Below are 3,923 nucleotides of genomic sequence, written 5' to 3'. Positions count from 1 at the left end.
TCGTTTCGCTTCGGCATAAGCGCGATGGTAGCCCAGGGCCGGGCCGGCGCGTCATTGCCGCTGCACGTGGGCCTTCTCGACGATGCGCTTCCATAGCGCGATCTCGTTCTTCTGGAACTCGTGCATCTGGGCCGGGCCGCCGGTCATGGGCGTGGCGCCCAGGCGCTCGTAGAAGCGGCGCGTCTCGTCCATTCTGGAGACGGAGGTGAAGAGCTCGGCGAGCCTGGCGGTTTCGGCCGGCGGCGTCTTGGCGCTCACCATGGCGCCCACCCAGGTATAGGCCTCGAAGCCGGGCAGCCCCGCCTCGGAAGCGGTGGGCACGTCGGGCGAGGTGGGCACGCGCCGGTCGGAGGCCACCGCCACGGCTTTCACCCGCCCGTCCCTGGCGAGCTCCTGCACGGCGGTCACCTCGGCGAAGGCATAGTCCACGGTGCCGGAAGCCACGGCGGTGATCGCTTCGGCCGCGCCCTTGAAGGGCACATGCACGGCCTGGATGCTGGCGGCGTCATTGAGCAGCTCGCCCATCAGTTGATACCCCGCCGATCCCGCGCCGAAATTCACCTTGCCGGGATTGGACCGGGCATACGCGATCAGTCCCTTGAGATCCGAATACGGCGCCTGCGGCTTGACCGCCAGCATGGCGGGAGAGCGCATCATCATCGTCAGCGGCGCGAAGTCGCTTACGGGGTCGTAGGGCAATTGCTTGAAGAGCGCGGCATTGACCGCCAGCGTGGAATTGCTGCCGATGAAGACGGTGTAGCCGTCCGCCGGCGCCCCCAGCACGCTCTTGACCGCGATGAATCCGTTGGCGCCCGGCTTGTTCTCGACCACGACCGGCTGGCCGGTGAGATCCTGCAGCTTGCGCGCGAAATAGCGCGCCGAGGTGTCGGTGCCGCTGCCCGGCCCGAAGGGCACGACGAACTTGATGGGCCTGGAAGGAAAAGTGTCCGCCCGCGCCACGGGCATTCCCGCCAGCGTGACGCTCACCAGGCAGCCTCCCACGGCCGCGGCCACTAACGCTCTGCGGCGATTCTGCACGTATGTCTCCTTTGGTGTGTGCTGTCTTATCGTTGCAGGCGACTCTATGCGGGCGAGAAAGGCTTGTCTAATACTAAAAATATGAAGCTTGATAGCGCCTGGATATCGGGCCGCGCGCCGCCTCACGCTTGCGGCAGCGCCCAATAGCCGGCCGCCGGGCAGGCGATGAAGTCGCCCGCGCGGATCGGGTGCGTCCGCGCGCCCAGGCGCAGTTCGCCCGTGCCCGACAGCACATGGAACAGCTCGTCATTGGCGCGGTGGGAATGGAACGGAAACGCCCGCATGCCCGGCGCCGGCGCGACCAGGTGGCGACCAGGCGCAGGCTGCCGGGCCGGCTTCCCAGGCGGGCCAGCCGCGGCGCGACGGCCTGGCGCAGGTGCTCGAAGACCGCTTCGGCTTCGATGTCGAAGTGTGGCTGGCCATGCCGGAAAGCCTGCGCCGCGCTTGACACGACGCCTGCGCCCGGGAGTATGCTGGATTGCATGATGACGCCTCTGTTCATTGCTCTCGAATCGCGACGAAGCTCCGGCCCCCCGGGTTGAGAGATGTCGTGCGCACGGACGCCAGCCGGCGTCCGCTACTCGAAGGCCACGGGATTTCTCGTGGCTTTTTCATTGGACGTGTCATGAAATCCGGCGCCGGCCGGCCACGCGAATTCCCGCCTCGCCTTCGTTTCGCCAACCGCAAGAAGCATAAGGAACGAAAGCATGACCGACCACAACGCCTCCCCCTCCCCGCCAACCGCGGCCGCCATCCGGATACGTGCGTTCGGCCTGGACGACTATGCTCAGGCTTACGCGCTCTGGCTGCGAACGCCGGAAGTCGGGCTGAGCAGCGCCGACCGTCCCGACGCGATTGCGCGGTTTCTGGAACGGAATCCGGGCCTGAGCTTTGCCGCCTGGCGCGGGCCGCGGCTGGCGGGGACCATCCTGTGCGGGCACGACGGCCGCAGGGGCCTGATACATCATCTTGCGGTGGACGCCGCCGAGCGCCGCCGGGGCCTGGGGCGAGCGCTGCTTGAGCGCAGTCTGGACGCGCTGTACAACAGGGGCATCGAAAAATGCCACCTGCTGGTGTTCAGCGCCAACGCGAGCGGCCAGGCGTTCTGGGCGGCGGCCGGCGCCGCGCGGCGCACGGAGCTGGCGCTCTATTCCCTGCCGACCGCGAGCGGGGCAGCCGCATCCCTGGAAAGGAGCTCGCCATGAAAGTCATGGAACAGGCCCGCGCCGGCGCTCGCTGACGCTGGGCACCGGGGAGCCCCGATCCGTCGCCGCCGCCGGGACAGGTGCGCTTGCGCATCGAGGCTTGCGCCGTCTGCCGTACCGACCTGCACGTGGTGGACGGCGAACTGCCCGGGCTGCGCTACGCCGAGCGTGCCGGGCCATGAAGCGGTGGGCGTCATCGAAGCGGCAGGCGACGGGGTCGATCCCGCCCTGCTGGGCAGGCGGGTCGGGGCGGCCTGGCTGGCGCATGCCTGCGGGCGCTGCGAATTCTGCCTGGCCGGCCAGGAAAACCTCTGTGACCACGCGGACTTCAACGGCTATACGCGCGACGGCGGTTTCGCCTCGCACATGCTGGCCGATCCGGACTTTCTCTTCGACCTGCCGCCCGGCGCGCCAGCCGCCGAGATCGCACCCTGGCTGTGCGCCGGCCTGATCGGCTGGCGTTCGCTGCGGGCCACGGGCCAGGCGCGCCGGCTGGGCATCTACGGCTTCGGTTCCGCGGGCCAGATCCTGGCGCAGGTCTGCCGCTGGCAGGGGCGCAGCGTCTACGCCTTCACGCGGGCGGGCGCTTGCCCGCGCCAGCGGCATGCGCGCACGCTGGGAGCGGCCTGGGCCGGCGACAGCACGCAAGACCCGCCCGAACCGCTGGACGGCGCGATCCTCTTCGCGCCCGCCGGCGAGCTGGTGCCCGCGCGCGCTGGCCGCCGTGCCGCAAGGGCGGCTGCGTGATCTGCGGCGGCATCCACATGTCCGACATCCCTTCCTTCCCCTACCGGCTGCTCTGGGGCGAACGCACGCTGGCGTCGGTGGCCAACCTCACGCGCGCCGACGGCAGGGAATTCATCGAAACCGCTGTGGCGGCCGGCGTGCGCTGCAAGGTGCGCCCCTACCCGCTGGAGCAGGCCAACCAGGCGCTGGACGACCTGCGCGCGGGCGAGCATCCAGGCCACCGCGGTGCTGGTGCCCTGAGCGCGCGGCCGGCACGCGCTGACGCCTCCGGGAAACTTGATCCCGGTCAATCCGTCCCTTGCCGAACTCCGCAACATTAAGAGGTGTCCACGCAAAAATGCAGCGTCCTCTTTCAGTCAGCGTGCACAGCCCTGGAGAACCGGACCGGTCCGCCCGCCCCCTCGGCGCGGCGATACGGCGGGCATGGAGCCGCCATGAAAAAAGTGCTTATCCCCGTCGACGGTTCGACGCATGCGTTGCGCGCCGTCCGCTTCGTGGTCCGGCGGATGCGGCGCCGGGGCGGCTGCCACATCTGCCTGCTGACTGTCCAGGAAAGCGCCGCGCCCGCTCTCGCCGCCGCGCCGGTTGAGGATTACGATGAGAAAAAGGCCTGCATGGCGGTCGCCGCGCGCGACGGCATGCTCGACCAGGCTGGGCTGCCCTATGACGCGGGCGTGCGCATCGGCGGCGTGGCCGAATCGATCCGGCGCTACGCGGCCCAGCGGCAATGCGACCACATCGTCATGGGCACGCGGGGCGCGGGTTCGGCGCCAGGCCCGATGGGCGCCGTCGCTGCGACCGTGATGCGCATCGTTCCTGTTCCGGTAACCCTCGTCCATTGAGAGCAAGCCGATGGCGATACTGCGATGGACACGCAATTCCCTGGGCCCGCCGGCGCCGGCTCCGCCGCGCGGAGAATCCCGCCTGCGCCCC

At 69.5% G+C, this 3,923-nt stretch carries 6 protein-coding genes; 4 read left to right on the top strand and 2 right to left on the bottom strand.

Translation table 11 applies throughout. The features are described 5' to 3' along the window. Window positions 1-51: 51 nt before the first annotated feature. A complete protein-coding gene (locus tag AD428_RS04675; RefSeq protein ID WP_369798699.1) occupies window positions 52-990 on the bottom strand; it encodes a Bug family tripartite tricarboxylate transporter substrate binding protein in 939 nt (312 codons plus the stop codon). A 170-nt stretch (window positions 991-1,160) separates the two neighbouring features. Then, window positions 1,161-1,343 carry a cupin domain-containing protein gene (locus AD428_RS24385; protein ID WP_255352178.1) on the bottom strand — a complete coding sequence of 61 codons (183 nt, stop codon included), beginning with the start codon at window positions 1,341-1,343 and terminating at the stop codon, window positions 1,161-1,163. Window positions 1,344-1,745: 402 nt separating this feature from the next. On the opposite strand from AD428_RS24385, the gene AD428_RS04670 reads away from it, so the two are divergent. From AD428_RS04670 to AD428_RS04660, 4 genes are all read left to right on the top strand, one after another. After that, window positions 1,746-2,243 carry a GNAT family N-acetyltransferase gene (locus AD428_RS04670; protein ID WP_082308257.1) on the top strand — a complete coding sequence of 166 codons (498 nt, stop codon included), beginning with the start codon at window positions 1,746-1,748 and terminating at the stop codon, window positions 2,241-2,243. A 168-nt stretch (window positions 2,244-2,411) separates the two neighbouring features. Next, window positions 2,412-2,990, top strand: a complete 579-nt coding sequence (locus AD428_RS29260) for an alcohol dehydrogenase catalytic domain-containing protein (protein ID WP_369798697.1) — start codon at window positions 2,412-2,414, stop codon at window positions 2,988-2,990. Between the two features lie 17 nt (window positions 2,991-3,007). Further along, window positions 3,008-3,310, top strand: coding sequence for a hypothetical protein (locus AD428_RS29255; RefSeq protein ID WP_369798696.1), 303 nt, complete (start codon window positions 3,008-3,010; stop codon window positions 3,308-3,310). A gap of 3 nt (window positions 3,311-3,313) precedes the next feature. Next, the gene (locus AD428_RS04660) at window positions 3,314-3,832 is read left to right on the top strand and encodes a universal stress protein (protein ID WP_152967983.1); all 519 of its coding nucleotides are present in this window, start codon (window positions 3,314-3,316) and stop codon (window positions 3,830-3,832) included. Window positions 3,833-3,923: the final 91 nt, after the last annotated feature.

Source organism: Achromobacter sp. DMS1 (assembly GCF_001270295.1).
This window is presented reverse-complemented; position numbering and strand designations above follow the sequence as displayed.

What these genes read in the sequence shown, in the direction of transcription:
- AD428_RS29255 (WP_369798696.1), top strand. Translation starts at nt 3,008, where the DNA reads ATGTCCGACATCCCTTCCTTCCCCTACCGGCTGCTCTGGGGCGAACGC.
- AD428_RS04670 (WP_082308257.1), top strand. Translation starts at nt 1,746, where the DNA reads ATGACCGACCACAACGCCTCCCCCTCCCCGCCAACCGCGGCCGCCATC.